The sequence below is a fragment of the Pseudomonas laurylsulfativorans genome (assembly GCF_002906155.1).
Classification (GTDB): domain Bacteria; phylum Pseudomonadota; class Gammaproteobacteria; order Pseudomonadales; family Pseudomonadaceae; genus Aquipseudomonas; species Aquipseudomonas laurylsulfativorans.
The window spans coordinates 863,922-880,621 of record NZ_MUJK01000001.1 but is presented as its reverse complement, the minus strand read 5'-3'; the positions used below and the strand labels follow the sequence as shown (position 1 = coordinate 880,621).

Sequence of the window (16,700 nt, the reverse complement as noted above, 5' to 3'; positions counted from 1 at the left end):
AAGCCTCTTACTGTTTGTGCGATTTCCCCAGCGCTTTAGCCACAAGCTGTTCGTAGAGTTCGGCGTAGGGTTCGACCGCCTTGCACCAGTTGAACGGTGCTGCCATGGCCCGGCAGCGCATGGCGTGCAGCAGGTCGGGAAAGGCGAACACCTTGAACGCACGGCTCAGGGCTTCCTGATAGCTCTGCACCGTGGATTCATCGAACAGGAAACCGGTCACGCCGTTCTCGATGGTGTCGGCCAGGCCACCGGTATTGCGTGCCACCGGCAACGAGCCGAAGCGCTGGGCGTACATCTGGCTCAGGCCGCATGGCTCGTAACGCGAGGGCATCAGCAGGAAGTCACTACCGGCGAACATGCGCCGGGCGTCGGTTTCGTTGAAGCCAATGCGCACGCCGATCTGCCCGGGGAAGCGCAGGGCCAGTTCGCGCATCGACTGTTCTTCTTCTGGCTCGCCACGGCCGATGATCGCGATCTGGCCGCCGGATTTGACGATGAATTCGGAGACCGCCTCAGTGAGGTCCAGACCTTTCTGATAAACCAGTCGCGAAACGACCGCAAACAGTGGGCCTTCGGAGTCTTCCAGGCCGAACAGCTCGCGGACATGGGCGGCGTTGACCGCCTTGCCATCCCAGTCGCCGATCTCGAACGGGCAGAACAGGTGCGGGTCGGTCGCTGCATCCCAGCTTTCATCGATACCGTTGGGAATCCCGCTGAGCAGGCCTTGCTGGGTCTTGGCGGCGAGGAAGCCGTCGAGACCGCAGCCGAAGTCCGGAGTGGTGATTTCCTGGGCGTAGGTCGCGCTGACCGTGGTGATGTGGCTCGAATAGGCCATGCCGGCCTTGAGGAACGACATCTTGCCGTAGAACTCCATGCCTTCCTGTTGCAGCGCGTGATGAGGGATGCCCAGTTCGGGGCACGAGCCCAGGCTGGTCACGCCTTGATAAGCCAGGTTGTGAATGGTGAACAGCGTCGGCGTGCGCTGCCCGCGCCAGTGCATATAGGCCGGGGCCAGGCCGGCTGGCCAGTCGTGGGCATGCACCAGATCCGGGCACCAGTGGATTTGCGCGAGGTTGGCGGCGATATCGGCTGCCGCCAGGCCCAGGCGGGCGAAACGGATATGGTTGTCCGGCCAGTCGCGACCGTTGTTGGCGCCGTAGGGCGAGCCTTCGCGCTCGTAGAGTTCGGGGCAGATCAGCACGTAAATGACCAGACCATCGGGCATGTCCATGCGCCCGATCTTGCACGGTGGCAGCGCAGCATGGCCGCCGAGTTCGCCGATGATATGGATCGGATTTTCGCTGTGCAGCACCTGCGGGTAACCCGGGATCAACACCCGCACATCGTGCAGATGAGCCATGGCCCGTGGCAGCGCCGCGGAAACGTCGCCCAGGCCGCCGGTTTTCACCAGGTCGGCAATTTCCGAGGTGACGAACAAGACCTTCTTACGGTTCGGATTCTGGTTGGCTGCCGGGGTCAGCGTCCTGGTGCCAGGAACGTTGACGGGTTGGGTGTTTGCGGCAGTCACGGCGCTCGATTCGCCGACCTGATGAGCACGCTCTCCCTGTATTTCCAAAGCCGTACTGATCATATGAATCTCCCGTGTTGTTGATCTAATTCTTAGGTCTGGCAAACGGTGTTTCATGGCCAATTCACGTGGCCGGGCGCAATCGCGCTACGCATCAGTGAGCAAGCGCTGCCCAATGCGCTGAAGCAGAATGGGTGAATGAGCCGTTGCAAAGATTGCACCAGTCGTAACGCACCTTCTTGTCAGAGGACCGATCGGGATTGGAAAAAGTTTCGACTATTTTTCCACTTTGTGACCGACCGGTTTCGCTTCGAGAAAATGAGTCTAGGCCAGAACTTAGAGCGGTAAAGGCCAGATGGCAAAATTGTTCGACAATCGGTTTGTAGCGGTACGGACGTGCCTGATCCGGGTGCAAACGCCCCGACGAAGTGCATGTTTTTTTGCGTTTTGGCCTCAAAAAGTCACCGGGCAGTCACATAAATGTGCGACACGCTTTGGCGGCGTTGCACTATTGTGGTGCGCTCATGGCAGTCCCGCATTTGGCCGAAGCACTGCCTTACTGCCCACCTTGATGCCTTGTTATAGTTCGGGCCTCATTTTTTGCCCGCAAAAGGATCACTGGCATGTCTCAGTACAGCGCGTTCAACGTCGAACTGGTCGATAAAATCGCCCATGTGCAGATCAACCGCCCGGAGAAGATCAACTCGATGAACGCCGCGTTCTGGAGCGAGATCGTCGAGATCTTCCAGTGGATCGACGACACCGATGAAGTGCGCGTGGTGGTCCTCAGCGGGGCCGGCAAGCATTTCTCTTCGGGCATCGACCTGATGATGCTGGCCGGCGTGGCCAATGAACTGGGCAAGGACGTGGGCCGCAATGCGCGCCTGTTGCGGCGCAAGATCCTTACCCTGCAAGCGTCGTTCAATGCTGTCGATAACTGCCGCAAACCGGTGCTGGCAGCGATTCAGGGATACTGCCTGGGCGGCGCCATCGACCTGATTGCCGCGTGCGACATGCGTTACGCCGCCGAGGACGCACAGTTTTCGATCAAGGAAATCGACATCGGCATGGCCGCCGACGTCGGCACGTTGCAACGCTTGCCGCGGATCATCGGTGACGGCATGCTGCGTGAACTGGCTTACACTGGTCGCACCTTCGGCGCCGACGAAGCGCGGGGCATGGGCCTGGTCAATCGCGTCTACAGCGACAACGCCAGCCTGCTCGACGGCGTCATGGGCATTGCCCGGGAAATCGCCAGCAAGTCGCCGATTGCCGTCACCGGCACCAAGGAGATGATCAGCTACATGCGTGACCATCGTATTGATGACGGCCTCGAATACATCGCCACCTGGAACGCCGCCATGCTGCAATCCACCGATTTGCGCGTGGCCATGGCCGCCCATATGAGCAAACAGAAACCTGAATTTCTGGATTGATTAACCATGATTCCTCGCTGGACCACTGCAGTACTGGACACCGATCAACCCGGCGGCTGGGCCGTTGCCCGCAGCCCCGAAGGCTTTCTGTTCGATGACAATGGCGCACTGTTTGCGCGTGAATGGCTCAAGCGTCAGGACCTGTCGATTATTGCCGAACATGGCATCGGTCATCTCGATGGCGAACCGGTCTACCTGCTGGAGCTGCGCAGCCAAAGCGAGGTGCCGGGCTGCAACTGGAAAGGCCTGCGGGCGTTCATGCTGGAAGGCGATCACACGGTCTACAAGGTGCTCGGTTACGCCGCGCAAATCGGCACCTGGGCCCGCGAGCACCGCTTTTGCGGCAACTGCGGGCAGGCCATGACGCAAGTGCCGCGGGAGCGGGCAATGTATTGCCAGCCATGCGATTTGCGCAGTTATCCGCGAATTTCGCCGAGCATGATTGTATTGGTCACTCGTGGTGATGAAATCCTGCTGGCGCGTTCACCGCGTTTCGTCACGGGCGTCTACAGCACATTGGCAGGTTTTGCCGAACCGGGGGAATCGGCCGAGGACTGCCTGATTCGCGAGGTTCGCGAAGAGGTGAGCATCGAGGTCAAGAACATCCAGTATCTGGGCAGCCAGTGCTGGCCATTCCCGCACTCGATGATGCTCGGCTTTCATGCCGAATATGCCGGAGGCGAGATCGTCTGTCAGGAAGACGAGATCGAGGACGCCCAGTGGTTCAACGTGCATGAGCTGCCGCCGTTGCCGGCGTCACGCTCGATTGCCCGTTACCTGATCGACGTCTACGTGGCGCGGCGCTTAGGCCACGCTGAACCAGTGCTGCCAGGCTAGACGCACGGTCAAGCCCAGCACCACGGTGATGAACACCGGTCGAATGAATTTCGCACCGCCGCTGATGGCGGTGCGGGCGCCGAAAAAAGCGCCGACCATCAACGACGAGCCCATGCACAGGCCGATGATCCAGTCCACCTGACCGGAAAAGATGAAGATCGACAGCGCCGCCGCGTTGCTGACGAAGTTCATGCTGCGCGCCACACCGCTGGCCTTGACCAGGTCGATGGGGTACAGCAGCAGGCTGCTCACGGTCCAGAACGCGCCCGTACCGGGACCGGCCACGCCGTCATAGAACCCTAGGCTGAAGCCCTGGGTCGACTGCCACTTTTTCTTGATCGGTGCGTTGTTGTCCAACGGTGCTTTCGGCGTGCCACCAAACAACAGGTAAACGCCACAGGCGAAGACGATCACCGGCAGCATTTTGTTCAGCCATTCCGCCGGCAGATAGTGCGCGACGACGGCGCCGGTCAGGGCGCCAACCAAGGTGCCGACGATGGCGTGCACCCATTGTGCGGGGTGGAACAGTTTGCGTCGGTAGAAAGTGAAGCTGGCAATGGCCGAACCGAAGGTCGAACTGAGCTTGTTGGTGCCCAGCACCAGATGCGGTGGCAGGCCGGCAGTCAGCAGGGCCGGCGTGGTCAACAGTCCACCGCCACCAGCGATGGCGTCGATGAAGCCGGCAACAAAAGCGACAATGGCCAGGATGGCCAGGGTGGAGAGGTCAACGCTGAGTTCGAAAGGCATGGGATCGGCTTATTCGGCGGGTGCAGAAAGAGGCTGCGGGGAAGGGGCGACATCTTACCCACCCGAACAACACAACACCATTGTAGGAGCTGGCTTGCCAGCGATGGCGTCATCAAATTCAACATTGATGTTGAATGTCAGATCGGTATCGCTGGCGAGCCAGCTCCTACAGGGATCAGCGTCAGGTCGGATTACAGGCCCAGATCCGACAAACCCGGATGATCATCAGGACGACGCCCCAGCGGCCAGTGGAACTTGCGCTCGCTTTCCTTGATCGGCATGTCGTTGATGCAGGCGAAGCGGCGGGCCATCAGGCCGTCCTCGTTGAACTCCCAGTTTTCGTTGCCGTAGGAGCGGAACCAGTTGCCCGAGTCATCGTGCCATTCATAGGCATAACGCACGGCGATGCGGTTGTCGGTAAAGGCCCAGAGTTCCTTGATCAGTCGATAATCCAGTTCCTTGGCCCATTTGCGGGTCAGGAAAGCCTTGGCTTCTTCGCGGTTGTGGGCGAACTCGGCGCGATTACGCCATTGGGTGTCCAGGGTGTAGGCCAGGGACACGCGCCCGGGATCGCGGGAGTTCCAGCCGTCTTCAGCCAGGCGAATTTTTTCAATGGCTGATTCACGGGTGAAAGGGGGCAATGGTGGACGAACTTCTGCATTAGACATTTCAACTCTCCGTATCAAGTTAAAGTTAAAACAACTGTCGAGCTTGATCAGGTTGCTACAGGTCCAATAACTTTCGCGCCATGCATTGCGCATTATCGGCGGCACTGTGATCACCCATTACAAGTGCTACGGTAATGGCACCATCGATCAGGATCAGCAGTTGTCTGGCCAGCATCTGCGGATCCTCGGCACCCTGTTCGGTACACAGCTCGCACAGGTAGTCGAGCAGCTTTTGTTTATGGTCTTTGGCGACCAGGCGCACCGGGTCTTGCGGGTCGCCGGTTTCACCACTGGTGTTGATGAAGGCGCAGCCGCGAAAGCCTTCGCTGGCGAACCACGACTTGAGCACGCTAAACAGGTTGAGCAGGCGTTCGGCCGGGGTTTGTGCCTGGTCGACTTCGCCTCTGTACCAGCGCATCCAGCGCTGGTCGCGACGTTGCAGGGCGGCCACCACCAGATCGTCCTTGTTGGCGAAGTAGCGGTAGATACTTTTTCTGGAGACGCCGGCGGTCTTCACCAGGAGATCCATGCCAGTGGCGGCGATGCCACTTTTGTAGATCAACTTTTCGGTGACATCCAGAATGATGTCGCGTGTGTCATTGATAGTAATTTCGTTCATGCGGCCAACAGTAGAACGATCGTTCTCCTTGGTCAATTGTTATTTTTGCGTGACCCAGGCATTGCTATCGCTGGCAAGCCAGCTCCTACAGGAGCGCGCGTTCTCCTGTAGGAGCTGGCTTGCCAGCGATGGCGTCAGGACAGACGCCAACAAGACCCAAACCCATCGATGGTGTAAGCTCTCGGGTTCTTCGGATTCGACCCATTGCGAGCCCTATGCCGTCGCTTTTCAAACGCTCCCTGCTGCCCAAACTGCGCAGTTTTCCGCTGAAGGCCGATGCCGTCAGCATCCTCTCTGGCGCCGCTGAATTCCGTCGTTGCCTGCTGGAGAAAATCGCCAGCGCGACACGGCGCATTTATATCGTTGCGCTGTACCTGCAACAGGATGAAGCCGGCCAGGAAATTCTCGATGCCTTGCACGCGGCCAAGCTGGCGCGTCCGGAACTGGACGTGGTGGTGGTGGTTGACTGGTTGCGCGCCCAGCGCGGCCTGATCGGTGCCGGCAAGCAACCCGGCAACTCGGCCTGGTATCAGGAAATGACCCGCACCCACGCAAGTGAAGTGCCGATCTATGGCGTCCCGGTACAGACCCGCGAGCTGTTCGGCGTGTTGCACCTTAAAGGCTTCGTGATCGATGACTGTGTGATCTACAGCGGCGCGAGCCTGAACAACGTCTATCTGCACAAGTTCGACAAGTACCGCTACGACCGCTATCACCTGCTGCACAATCGCGAACTGGCCGATTCGATGCAGCACCTGGTGCAGCACGGTCTGGTGGCTTCCAAAGCGGTGCACCGCCTTGACCTGCCGAACCTGCCGACCACCCGCAGCCTGCGCAATGACATCGGCGACCTGCGCAGCCGCCTCAAGCACGCGGCGTACGACACCACGCTGGGCACCACTGACAGGACGGGTTTGTCAGTCAGCCCGCTGCTCGGCGTTGGCAAGAACAATCCGCTGAACCGGGTGATTTGCGAGCTGATCGCCAGCGCCCAGCAGCAGCTGACCATTTGCACGCCGTACTTCAACCTGCCGCTGGCGATCATCCGCGAGATCAACCGCGCGCTGGCCCGTGGGGTGAAGATCGACATTGTGGTCGGCGACAAGACGGCCAACGACTTCTACATTCCGCCGAGCGAACCGTTCCGGGTCATTTCGGCGCTGCCGTACCTGTACGAAATCAGCTTGCGTCGGTTCGCCAAGCGCCATCAGCGCAACATCGACAGCGGCCAGTTGAACCTGCATTTGTGGCGTGATGGCGACAATACCTATCACCTCAAGGGCATGTGGATCGACCAGCGCTATACCTTGCTGACTGGCAATAACCTCAACCCGCGGGCGTTTCGACTTGATCTGGAAAACGCCTTGTTGATCGATGATCCCCAAGGCGAACTGCTGGAACCGCGTCGTCATGAGCTTGCAGAAATCTTCCAGCACACCCGTCGTATCGAGCGCTTCCAGAACCTGGAAACCCTCGCCGAATACCCGATGGGCGTGGCCAAGTTCCTCAAGCGCGTGAGTCGTGTGCGGATCGAGCGGTTGCTTTACCGAATCCTCTAAGGTCTGAAAAAGCTTCGCTGGCAAGCCAGCTCCTACAGGACATATACGATTAACCTGTAGGAGTTGGCTTGCCAGCGAAGGGGGCCGCTCAGGCGCTGAAAAACTAGTTCAAACCGAGCTTTCCGCGCAAAGTCGACAAGTCTTCAGCCAGGGTGTTGACCGGGCCGACGAGGGCTTTACGGTCGGCGTCCTTCACCTTGTCATAGGTCTCGAAACCGCCATCCTTGGTCTTGTACCTGGCCAGGACCTTGTCCACGGTGGCGAAGTTCTTGTCGACCTTGGCCACGAACGCCGCGTCCTGCTTCTCGATCTGCGGACGGAACAGGTCGACGATTTTCTTCGCGCCGTCGATGTTGCCCTGCAAGTCATAGAGGTCAGTGTGGCTGTAGCGGTCTTCTTCACCGGAGATCTTGGTCGCCGCCACTTCTTCGAGCAGCGCAGCGGCGCCACCCACGACTTTCTCAGGCGGGAAGGTCAGGCCGGCCACACGGGTTTGCAGGTCTTTCACGTCTTTGTTCAAACCGTCAGCCAGTTCACCCAGGTCTTTGATGCTCTTTTCCGAGAACAGCGAGTATTCGAGGCGGTGGAAACCGGTGAAGTCTTCGGCTTTCACGCCTTTTTCGTGGTCGTCGACGCGAGAGTCGATGGACGCATCCAGATCACTGAATAGCTCGGCGATCGGCTCGATCGACTCGTAGTAGACGCGAGTCGGCGCGTAGAGTTTTTGCGCGGTGGCCAGGTCGCCCTTTTTCACGGCGTCGGTGAATTGCTGGGTGTGGCTGGCCAGCTCGTCCAGTTGTTCGGTCACGTAAATCTTGTAGTCCGAGACCGGCCCCACCAGGTCCAGCGGCGCTGTCGCAGCGAAGGCCGAAAGCGAAGTGTTGAGCAAGCCAAGGGTCAGCATTAACGCGAGAGGTGACTTTTTCATGGGGCGGTTCCGTGAGGGATGTGTTGGTTAGGCGGTTGCTTTTGATTGACGAGCGGGTTGTGTGGCATTGAGCAGCGAGCGACCGATGAAATCCTGTTCGCTGGTGACACCGGGCAGCGTGAAGAAGTAGCCGCCGCCCACAGGCTTGAGGTATTCCTCCAGCGGTTCGCCGTTGAGTCGGGTTTGCACGGTGATGAAGCCTTTCTCCAGGTCGGCCTGGTAGCAGATGAACAGCAGGCCCATGTCGAGCTGGCCGTTCTTGTTCACGCCGTTGGAGTAGTTGAACGGCCGGCGCAGGATCAGGTTGGCCTGGGTCGCGGCGGTGCGCGGGTTGGCCAGGCGGATGTGCGCGTCGAGCCGGGTCAGCTTGCCTGCAGGGTCTGTGCTGTAGTCCGGCACTTCGGTTTCGTGGGCACCGCCCATGGGTGCGCCAGTGCTTTTGACCCGGCCGAGAATGCTTTCCTGTTCCTGCAACGGTGTGCGGTCCCAGCGCTCGACGAAGTTGCGGATGATCCGCACGGCCTGATAGCTGCCGTTGGCGGCCCACGCCGGTTCATCGCTGCCGGGTTGCACCCAGACAATGCTGTCCATGGTCTTGGCGTCGTTGGAGTCGGGGTTGGCCGAACCGTCGCGAAAACCGAGGAAATTGCGTGCGCTCTGTGCTGGCACGCCGGGTTTCGCCGGGGCCTGGGGCGGCACGCTGCCTTCCTGTTTCCAGCGCACCAGCAGCAGGTCCGGCAGGTTTTTCACGATGTCACGCAGGGCGTGGATGTTGGTGTCGGCGGTGTTGGAGCAGAACTGGATGCTCAAGTCGCCATGGCAGCAATCGGCTTCCAGCGCGTCGTTGGGGAAGCCGACCATGCGTATCAGCCGCTTGGGCTTGGCGTTGGTCAGGCCAAATCGCTCGTCGAACAGCGATTCACCCACTGACACTGTGATGGTCAGGTTATCCGGGGTCACCACCGGACCGAGGATGCCCGAGTCCACGGGTGGCAGTTTCGGATCGACCTGGGTCACCGGACCGCCTTTCATCAGGAACTCAATCCGCTGGTTCAGGGTGCGAAACAGCCGCTCAAGGTCCTCACGGTCGCTGGCCAGCACATCGAACGACACCAGCATGCCGGACGCCGGGCGTGGCGTGACAATGCCGGTCTGGTGTTGGCCATGGAACGCGTGGCGGTCCAAGGTCTTGTCGCTGCTCGGCGCTTCGGCGACTTGCGCGGGGCTGGCGGCCATGGCCGGGCAACTGAGTGCTGAGCCTGCAAGGGCGACACCGGCGGCGCCCATGCCCATCAGTACACGGCGACGCTGGAGGTTGAATTGCTCTGGATCATTCATAGGTTGGCGTCTTCTGCTTACAGGCCGGAAAGGCCAAGGGCGGGATCGATTGCGTCGAGGGCGGCGGCCAGTGCCTTGGCCTTGTCGGCGATCTGTTTGCGCTGCCCGGCGTTGACGCTGTCGTAGCTGGCGTAACCGTCGCTGACCTTCAAACCATTGAGTTCGGCATCGAAGGCGTTGAGGGCACTGTCGATTTTCGGCAACAGCCCGGCCGCGGATTTGCTCAGCAACGGACGCAACAGGTCGACGGCTTTGAGGGCGGCATCAAGGTTGGCGGCGAAGCCGTTCAGGTCGCTATGGCTGTAACGTTCTTCCTCGCCGCTACTGGCACGGACATCGGCAATGCTGTTGAGATTGCGCACCATGATGCTCACCAGTTGCTCCGGCGGCAGTGACTGGGCCAACAGCTGTTGTTTGAGGGTGGTGACATCTGTCAGCAGGCGCTGGGCAATCGGCGCCAGGTTCGCGAGGCTGCGCTGTTGAAACAATGCGTATTCGATGCGGTGAAAGCCCACGAAGCCGGGATCCTGTTCACGTTGTTCGAAATAGTCGGCGCGGGCATTGATGGCGTTGTCCAGTTCCGCCAGGCGTTGGGCGGCAGGCGCCACACGCTGATAGGCGGCGCGGGCCGGCACATACAAGGCTTGCGCCTGGTCCAGGTCACCGGAGTCGATGGCTTGCTGCAGGGCGGTGACGGCCTTGATCAGCGCGGTGCCCTGGCTGCTCAGGTACACACGGAACTCCGACAGTGGTCCGACAAACGCGACCATCGATGGCCGGGCGCTGGCGGCGGCCTCGGAGGCCGCTGTTGGCGTGACATGCAAGGTGCCACGCGGGTTGCTCAGCAGTCCGCAAGTGATGGTGTAGTCACCGGGCAGCAGGTTGGCATTGATGACCTGGCTCAAACCGGGTGCGATGTTTTCCCGCTCTTCGATGACCAGCACGCCGTCGAGGATCTCCCATTCCACGGCCCGGTCGGAGCGGTTGACGATCCGAAAGCTGGCGCGCCCGGCCGGGACGGTGAGGGCATTGGGTTCGCAACTGTGCGGGTGGATGGTCACCACCACTTCGTCGTGGTTGGCCTGGCGTTTGGCCGCCGCCATTTTCGACGCGTAGTAGAACAGGCCGCCGGCGGCGATCATCACGATCACCGAACCGGCCAGCGCCCAGCGCAAGGCGCGGGGAGGGGAAGCCTGGATTGGGGCTTGGTTTGGCATGGGAGCCCTTACTGGCTGGAAGCGGAAGAAGGTTGCTTGGCAGGTGCGCCGGCCGGGGAGAAGAACATCACCAGCGCCACCAGCAGATAGATCAGGTACGCACCCAGGGTGCTGACGGTCGGCGCATCCTGGTAACCGAACATGCCGGCCAGCACCGAGCCCAGCGGGCCGTCCATCGGCAGGGTTGTGCTGAAGTCGAACAGCACGGTTTGCAGGTGATTCCAGAGCCCGGCTTCGTGCAGTGCCTGCACCGAGTTGGCGAGGATGCCGGCTGCCACCACCAGGATGAACAGGCCGGTCCAGCGAAAGAACGCCGCGAGGTTCAGGCGCATGCTGCCGCTGTAGATCAGGAAACCGATGACGATGGCCAGGACCAAACCGAGCAGGGCGCCGATCGGTGCTGCCGGGCCTTCGCTTTGCTGGAATACCGCGAGCAGGAAAAACACTGTTTCCAGGCCTTCGCGGGCCACGGCGAAAAACACCATGGCGATCAGTGCGATCACCTGGTGTCCGGAACCGGTCAATGCGTGGTCAAGGGACTGGTGCAATGAATGCTTGATCGAACGCGCTACCTTGCGCATCCAGAACACCATGGAGCTGAGAATGCCGACGGCGACCAGTCCAACAATGCCCTCAAATAGCTCCTGTTGTTTCTGCGGAAACTCGGCACTGACCAGTTCCAGACCACCGCCTACCAGCAGGGCGAGCGTGATAGCAAGAAACACCCCGATCCACATCGCCGGCAGCCATTGGCCGCGACCGGTCTGTTTGAGGTAACTGGCGATAATGCCAACGATCAGCGCGGCCTCGACACCTTCGCGCAGCATGATCAGGAAAGGAACAAGCATTCAGCGGCGTCTCGAATTTAGATAGGGAGCTAATTTGTAACATAATGACACTCATTCCCATATGGCATTGATTGACAATTACCTGAACCTAAGCTGAACGGTCCTGAAGATCACGCTTTACCCGGTAGGAGCTGGCTTGCCAGCGATGGCGGCCTGATTGCCGACTATTTTCCATGAGGTGTACATATCCATTGCTGCCCCTTACGGCGGGTCACTTGGAAAAACGGAATGCCGCCCAACCCCAAGTAACCAAGGGCTCTTGCCCGTTTCGTTCGGCCTCTCGAGGGGGCAAGAAGATCAAAAACCAAAGCCAAAGCGAGGCGGCCTACCGGCCGGCCTGATCGCGGAATTTGTTCGCCTGTGAAGAACCTGGTCGGCTGGTCGGCCGTCATCGCTGGCAAGCCAGCTCCTACAGGGGTTGATTGCCCACAGGAACAGCGCCAGGTGGGTGGTTTCAGCTAATATGCCCCCCACTCGAACAAGAACAGGCCTTGCCGCGATCCATGTCGGAAAAAGACACCATCTCCGCACAACTGCTGCGTGAAGCACTGCTGCAAAGTTGCGCCCCGGGAGCCGCCACCGAAGAGGTGTTGCTCAAGCTCGGTATCGACCCGCGGTTGCTGGACAGCAGCTTTGCCCGCCTGCCGGCCACGACCTATGCGAAGTGCTGGCGGCTGTTGGCGCGTCGCGGGGATGACGAGTTTTTTGGCATGGACCCGCGCAAGCTAAAGTCCGGCAGTTTTGCCTTTCTGTGTCGTACGGCCATGCTCCAGCCCAACGTCGCGGCGGGACTGACCTGCGGCCTGGACTTTCTGTCGTTGATGCTTGAGCGCCTGCCGGCGCAGCTGGTGCGTCAGCAAAGCCTGGCGGAAATCGTCTTGTTGGAGGACGACAACGATCCACGCCGGGCCTTCACCTATTTCACCTACTGGATGATCGTCCACGGCGTTGCCTGTTGGCTGGCAGGACGGCGGATTCCGATTCTGGCCATCGAACTGCGCTGCGCGAAGCCGGAGTTCTGCGATGACTATCAGGTGATGTTTTCCGAGAACCTGCGTTTCGAGCGTCCGCGCACGCGGATGATTTTCTCCGCCGATTACCTCGATTTGCCGATCAAGCGCAGCCCCGAGGAGCTCAAGCGATTCCTGGCCCATGCGCCGGCGAACATTCTGGTGAAATACCGCGACCCCGAGAGCCTGGCCAGCCGCATCAAACACGACCTGCGTCACCTGCCGGCCGAACACTGGCCGGAAACCGAAGCCCTGGCGCAACGCCTGTGCATGTCGGCGTCAACCTTGCGCCGCCGACTGGCCGAAGAAGGGCAAACCTATCAAGGCCTCAAGGACGGTGTGCGCAAGGAACTGGCGATTGTCTGGCTGGCCGAACCCGCGATCAGCTTCAGTGAAATCGCCATGCGGCTGGGGTTCGCTGACGTCAGTTCGTTCTACAAGGCGTTTCGCAAATGGTCGGGGTCGAATCCGGGACATTACCGCAGCCTGATTCTCAATGACACCGAGTAGGTTCAGCGGCGTGATAACCATTCTTCACGGGTGATCTCCCAGGTTTCCTTCGGGAAAACCCCACCGACAAACCGTCCTTCATCCGTGCGAACCAGGCGCATGCCCGTCCGTTGCGAAAGCTTGCGCGAGCCAACGTTCGCTGCCGCTTTCGGCACACGCAGCACGGTGCGGCCCAGAGTGGTGAACCAGTACTCGGTGACCACGGCGCTGGCTTCATTGATCAGTCCACGGCCCTGCCACTGCAGGCCGAGCCAGAAACCGCGGTTGTTGTCCTGTTCGTTCATCAGGCTGATGTTGCCGATCAACTGTTCCGGCGCCGATTTCAGGCGGATCGACCAGTGCCATTCCTCGCCACGGGCGATAGCGGGCAGGGCATTGTCACGCAGGTAGACCTGCGCACCATCGGCCGGATAAGGCCAGGGCACCAGGGCGTTGAGGTAGCGCACCACTTCCCAGTGCGGGAAATGTTGCTGGATGGCATCGGCGTCGGCCAGTTCCAGCGGGCGCAGGATCAGGCGCTCGGTGTAGAGCGTGGGGGTGGCTTCCATGGCGGGTGTTGCTCCATCAGTCAGGTGTCAACGGCTGCCAGTGATCGGTCCCGGCAGATTGAGCGTGCCACTGTCCACAAAACGCATCGTGTTGAACACCCCACCCGAGAGTTTGCCGCGCAGGATATAGGGCATGTTGTTCAGCGTTTTCATCTGGCTGATGCCATAGGTCTGGCGGATCACCGAAAACGCCGAAACGCTGACTGGCACGCTCACGACGACGTCGGAAAAGCGCCCGATCGAGCCCCTTTCATCGGTGACACCAGAGGCGAACGGCTGGCCGTTGATGTCCAGATCCAACGCAACCCCGCTGTAGGTGAGGACGTTGTCATTGGGGTTCTGCACGCGGATTCTCACGGCAAAGCGTACTTCCATGCCCTCGCCTTGCAGGGGCTCGACGCCCACGACGTTGATTTTCAACGGATCTCGGTTGGGCAGGGAGGAACAGGCGCTCAGGCAGAGCAGGAGGGAAATCAGGACCGCGTGGACGCTGCGCATGGACGTGCTCTCATCTGAAAAAGGGCTGAGCCGCCAGCGGCTCAGCCCTTGAGCCCGTCTAGCGGTTTGACGGTGCGACCACCGCAGCCTTTGCGGACTCATCCCTGGCGGTCACATCGGGGTTCTGCATCACCTGAAGCACGGAGGCCTCCGGATCGAATTCGTCTTCTTCCAGCTCGATGAATTCCTCGGGCAGGAAGATATTAAGAACGATAGCGCACAGCGCGCCGACGGTGATGGGCGATTCGAAAATGTTGTGCAGGGCCTTGGGCAGTTCACGCAGTACTTCCGGAACGGCGGCCACGCCCAGGCCCATGCCGAGGGAAATCGCCACGATCAGCATGTTGCGCCGGTGCAGGCCAGCCTCGGCGAGAATCTTGATCCCGGCCACGGCGACGGTGCCGAACATCACCAGTTCCGCGCCACCGAGCACCGGTTTTGGCATCAGTTGCAGTACCGCGCCGATCATCGGGAACAGGCCCAGCACCACCAGCAATCCGGCGATGAAAAATGCCACGTAGCGACTGGCCACGCCCGTGAGCTGAATCACCCCGTTGTTCTGGGCGAAGGTCACCATCGGCATGCTGTTGAACACCGCTGCCATGGCCGAGTTGAGGCCATCGGCGAGCAGACCGGACTTGATCCGGCGGATGTACACCGGGCCTTTGACCGGTTGCCGGGAGATCATCGAGTTGGCCGTGAGGTCACCGGCGGCTTCCAGCGGCGAAACGAGGAAGATCACAGCCACCGGAATGAATGCCACCCAATCGAAGGAGAACCCGTACTTGAACGGCACCGGTACGCTCATCAGCGGGACTTCGGGCAGGCTGCCGAAATCCACCTGGCCCATGAGCCATGCCACCACGTAGCCCAGGGTCAGGCCGATGACAATCGCCCCCAGGCGCAGAAACGGCACGTCGACCCGGTTCAACACCACGATGGTTCCCAGTACCAGCGCCGCCAGGGCCAGGTGACTGGCAGCCCCCAGGTCCGGGGCGCCGAAGCCTCCGGCAATGTCGGTCATGGCGACCTTGATCAGCGACAACCCCATCAGTGTGATGATCGTTCCGGTCACCACCGGGGTGATCAGCATGCGCAGTTTGCCGATGAACTGGCTCAACACCACTTCGATGAACGCGGCAAAAAAACACACGCCGAAGATGGTCGAGAGAATTTCGTCGGTGCCGCCCCCCCGGGCCTTGACCATGAAACCGGCGCTGAGAATGACGCTGATGAACGAGAAACTGGTGCCTTGCAGGCACAACAGGCCGGAGCCCACCGGGCCAAAACGCCGCGCTTGCACGAAGGTGCCCAGGCCGGAGACGAACAGCGCCATGCTGATCAAGTAAGGAATTTCGCTTTGCAGGCCCAGCGCGCTGCCCATGATCAGCGTCGGGGTGATGATGCCGACAAAACTCGCCAGCACATGTTGCAGGGCCGCGAAGACGGTGGCGGTCAGGTGCGGGCGGTCGTTGAGGCCATAGATCAGGTCATTGTTGCGTGGCGCGAGGGATTTTTCGGAGGCGGTCATGTCGGTTTGCGTGCCAGAAGGCGGGCCGGGTCAGAAAATGGAGGCGCAGGATGCCAGAACCGCCCGGGCGCGGCAAAAAATCCTCTAAAACAGTGGTTTACAGTCGTGGAGCGAACACTTCGCCGACACTGCGGCGTTTGGCGTGCAATTGGCTGGCCTGGATCAACTGTTCAAGGTCCTCGGGCGTGACGTCATAGAACGCCTCCATGTCAGCCAGCGCCAGCTTCAGGTCATCGGCGGTGATGGCCTGACTGTCGACCGGCGGGTGATCGGCAGGAATCCGGGCCACCGGCTCGCTGGCACTCTTGGGGTAACGAACGCGGGTCAGGTTGTTGTAGGCCAGGGCGCAGAGCAGCATCGTCGCCGCGCTGAGCATCACCGGTTCAATGGCTCTCCAGTCCAGGGCAATGGTTGCCGGATCCGCCAGCACCAGGGTCAGGGCCAATGCACCGGCCGGTGGATGCAGGCACCGCAGCCAGCACATCAGGATCAACGCCATGCCCGCCGCCAGGCAAGCGCTACCGAGGGTTCGGCCCAATACATGGGCCACCAGCAAGGCGATCACCCCGGCGCTCAAGTAACCGCCGAGAATCGACCAGGGTTGGGCGAGCGCACCCGAAGACACGGCAAACAACAACACCGCCGATGCCCCCAGCGGACCGATCAGGTGCTGGGCCACCTCAATGCCAAACACCTGGCTACAGAGCCACACGCTGAGCAGCGTCCCCAGGGCCATGCCGATGGCGGCGCGGCTCCATTCGGTGGGGCGGGTATTGATGGCGGCGGGCAACCAGCGAGCAAGCATTCTAAAAAAACTCCAGCGCGGAAAAAACGAGTCAAAAAAAGGGCTTAGCTGGGAAACCCAGAAAGCCCTTGAA

16 protein-coding genes are annotated in these 16,700 nt (G+C 60.5%); 4 read left to right on the top strand and 12 right to left on the bottom strand.

Annotation, left to right across the window (positions count from 1 at the left end):
• Positions 1-7 precede the first annotated feature (7 nt).
• A complete protein-coding gene (gene glgA, locus B0D71_RS03945) occupies positions 8-1,591 on the bottom strand; it encodes a glycogen synthase GlgA (protein WP_103393567.1) in 1,584 nt (527 codons plus the stop codon).
• 560 nt (positions 1,592-2,151) lie between these two features.
• Between glgA and B0D71_RS03940 the strand changes: the two genes are divergently transcribed.
• Complete coding sequence (locus B0D71_RS03940) at positions 2,152-2,964, top strand: crotonase/enoyl-CoA hydratase family protein (protein ID WP_103393566.1); 813 nt, start codon at positions 2,152-2,154, stop codon at positions 2,962-2,964.
• Between the two features lie 6 nt (positions 2,965-2,970).
• Positions 2,971-3,801: an NAD(+) diphosphatase gene (gene nudC, locus B0D71_RS03935; protein ID WP_103393565.1), complete on the top strand. Its 831-nt coding sequence runs from the start codon at positions 2,971-2,973 to the stop codon at positions 3,799-3,801.
• On the opposite strand, the gene B0D71_RS03930 is transcribed toward nudC, so the two are convergent.
• The 3 genes from B0D71_RS03930 to B0D71_RS03920 all read right to left on the bottom strand — a co-directional run bounded on the left by B0D71_RS03930 (position 3,769) and on the right by B0D71_RS03920 (position 5,835).
• Complete coding sequence (locus tag B0D71_RS03930) at positions 3,769-4,548, bottom strand: TSUP family transporter (protein ID WP_103393564.1); 780 nt, start codon at positions 4,546-4,548, stop codon at positions 3,769-3,771. The two genes, nudC and B0D71_RS03930, sit on opposite strands and share 33 nt — an antisense overlap.
• Positions 4,549-4,739: 191 nt before the next feature.
• Positions 4,740-5,216, bottom strand: a complete 477-nt coding sequence (locus tag B0D71_RS03925) for a nuclear transport factor 2 family protein (protein ID WP_103393563.1) — start codon at positions 5,214-5,216, stop codon at positions 4,740-4,742.
• 55 nt (positions 5,217-5,271) lie between these two features.
• Positions 5,272-5,835: a TetR/AcrR family transcriptional regulator gene (locus tag B0D71_RS03920; RefSeq protein ID WP_103393562.1), complete on the bottom strand. Its 564-nt coding sequence runs from the start codon at positions 5,833-5,835 to the stop codon at positions 5,272-5,274.
• A 215-nt stretch (positions 5,836-6,050) separates the two neighbouring features.
• On the opposite strand from B0D71_RS03920, the gene pssA reads away from it, so the two are divergent.
• The gene (pssA, locus tag B0D71_RS03915; RefSeq protein WP_103393561.1) at positions 6,051-7,394 is read left to right on the top strand and encodes a CDP-diacylglycerol--serine O-phosphatidyltransferase; all 1,344 of its coding nucleotides are present in this window, start codon (positions 6,051-6,053) and stop codon (positions 7,392-7,394) included.
• Between the two features lie 103 nt (positions 7,395-7,497).
• Here the strand turns inward: pssA and efeO (B0D71_RS03910) are convergent, their stop codons facing one another.
• The 4 genes from efeO (B0D71_RS03910) to efeU are packed head-to-tail and all read right to left on the bottom strand — an operon-like array spanning position 7,498 to position 11,725.
• Complete coding sequence (gene efeO, locus B0D71_RS03910; protein ID WP_103393560.1) at positions 7,498-8,322, bottom strand: iron uptake system protein EfeO; 825 nt, start codon at positions 8,320-8,322, stop codon at positions 7,498-7,500.
• Positions 8,323-8,349: 27 nt separating this feature from the next.
• Entirely contained in the window at positions 8,350-9,660 is a 1,311-nt protein-coding gene (efeB, locus tag B0D71_RS03905) for an iron uptake transporter deferrochelatase/peroxidase subunit (RefSeq protein WP_103393559.1), read from the bottom strand.
• Positions 9,661-9,677: 17 nt separating this feature from the next.
• Positions 9,678-10,877 (bottom strand): iron uptake system protein EfeO, encoded by a 1,200-nt coding sequence (gene efeO / locus B0D71_RS03900; protein WP_103393558.1) that lies wholly within the window; start codon positions 10,875-10,877, stop codon positions 9,678-9,680.
• Positions 10,878-10,885: 8 nt separating this feature from the next.
• The gene (gene efeU / locus B0D71_RS03895) at positions 10,886-11,725 is read right to left on the bottom strand and encodes an iron uptake transporter permease EfeU (RefSeq protein ID WP_103393557.1); all 840 of its coding nucleotides are present in this window, start codon (positions 11,723-11,725) and stop codon (positions 10,886-10,888) included.
• Between the two features lie 503 nt (positions 11,726-12,228).
• On the opposite strand from efeU, the gene B0D71_RS03890 reads away from it, so the two are divergent.
• On the top strand, positions 12,229-13,245 hold the full coding sequence (locus B0D71_RS03890) for an AraC family transcriptional regulator (RefSeq protein ID WP_103393556.1): 1,017 nt from the start codon (positions 12,229-12,231) through the stop codon (positions 13,243-13,245).
• A gap of 2 nt (positions 13,246-13,247) precedes the next feature.
• Here the strand turns inward: B0D71_RS03890 and B0D71_RS03885 are convergent, their stop codons facing one another.
• From B0D71_RS03885 to B0D71_RS03870, 4 genes are all read right to left on the bottom strand, one after another.
• Positions 13,248-13,793, bottom strand: a complete 546-nt coding sequence (locus B0D71_RS03885; protein ID WP_103393555.1) for a GNAT family N-acetyltransferase — start codon at positions 13,791-13,793, stop codon at positions 13,248-13,250.
• Between the two features lie 27 nt (positions 13,794-13,820).
• Positions 13,821-14,291 (bottom strand): LEA/WHy family protein, encoded by a 471-nt coding sequence (locus B0D71_RS03880; RefSeq protein WP_103393554.1) that lies wholly within the window; start codon positions 14,289-14,291, stop codon positions 13,821-13,823.
• 58 nt (positions 14,292-14,349) lie between these two features.
• Positions 14,350-15,822 (bottom strand): nucleobase:cation symporter-2 family protein, encoded by a 1,473-nt coding sequence (locus B0D71_RS03875; protein ID WP_103393553.1) that lies wholly within the window; start codon positions 15,820-15,822, stop codon positions 14,350-14,352.
• 97 nt (positions 15,823-15,919) lie between these two features.
• The gene (locus B0D71_RS03870) at positions 15,920-16,627 is read right to left on the bottom strand and encodes an HPP family protein (protein WP_103393552.1); all 708 of its coding nucleotides are present in this window, start codon (positions 16,625-16,627) and stop codon (positions 15,920-15,922) included.
• Between the last annotated feature and the right edge of the window lie 73 nt (positions 16,628-16,700).